Annotated in this window: 1 protein-coding gene; it reads left to right on the plus strand. The window is 49.9% G+C overall.

Going from position 1 to position 820, the window contains the following annotated elements:
* The first annotated feature begins 63 nt into the window (after window positions 1-63).
* Window positions 64-768, plus strand: coding sequence for an IS6 family transposase (locus Xets_RS19405; RefSeq protein WP_187652380.1), 705 nt, complete (start codon window positions 64-66; stop codon window positions 766-768).
* Window positions 769-820 lie beyond the last annotated feature (52 nt).

The raw sequence follows: 820 nt of genomic DNA on the forward strand, positions 1-820 counted from the left end.
GGCACTGTTGCAAATAGTCGATGGTAGTAAGCTAAGATACCCATTTTTCCGAAGGAGCGGCGTATGAATCCTTTCCATGGTCGCCATTTTCAGGGTGATATTATTCTGTGGGCTGTTCGCTGGTATTGTCAGTACGGCATCAGCTATCGCGAATTGCAGGAAATGCTCGCTGAACGTGGCGTGAACGTTGACCACACCACGATTTACCGCTGGGTTCAACGCTACGCGCCAGAAATGGAGAAACGTTTACGCTGGTACTGGCACCATGCGACCGACCTGCGTTCGTGGTGTCTTGACGAAACCTATGTCAAAGTTTCGGGGAAGTGGTTTTACCTGTACAGGACCACGGATAACCGTGGCCATACGATAGATTTTTACCTTTCACCCCGTCGCAATACCAAAGCCGCCTACCGGTTTTTAAGCAAGACGCTGAAACATTTAAAAGGCTGGGAAATCCCCAAGGTGATCAACACCGACAAGGCACAGACTTACGCCAGAGCGTTAGCCCTACTGAAAAATGAGGGGAAATGCCCACAGGGCGTGGAACAACGGCAGGTGAAATACCTCAACAATGTCATTGAATGCGACCACGGAAAGCTGAAGCGAATAATTAATCCGATGCTGGGTTTCAAATCTCGGAAGACAGCGTATGCGACGATAAAAGGCATAGAAACGATGCGTGCGCTGCGCAAAGGGCAGGCAGCGCCTTGGTATTACGGTCACCCTCAGGGTGAAGTGCGTCTGGTGAATAAGGTTTTTGGTCTTTGAGCCCCTTTTGGAAGGGGAAAGCTCAACTTAGGATCCTATTTGCAACAGTGCC

It is taken from the genome of Xenorhabdus sp. TS4 (assembly GCF_014467265.1).
GTDB classification, from domain to species: Bacteria; Pseudomonadota; Gammaproteobacteria; order Enterobacterales; family Enterobacteriaceae; genus Xenorhabdus; species Xenorhabdus ehlersii.

What these genes read in the sequence shown, in the direction of transcription:
- Xets_RS19405 (WP_187652380.1), top strand. Translation starts at nt 64, where the DNA reads ATGAATCCTTTCCATGGTCGCCATTTTCAGGGTGATATTATTCTGTGG.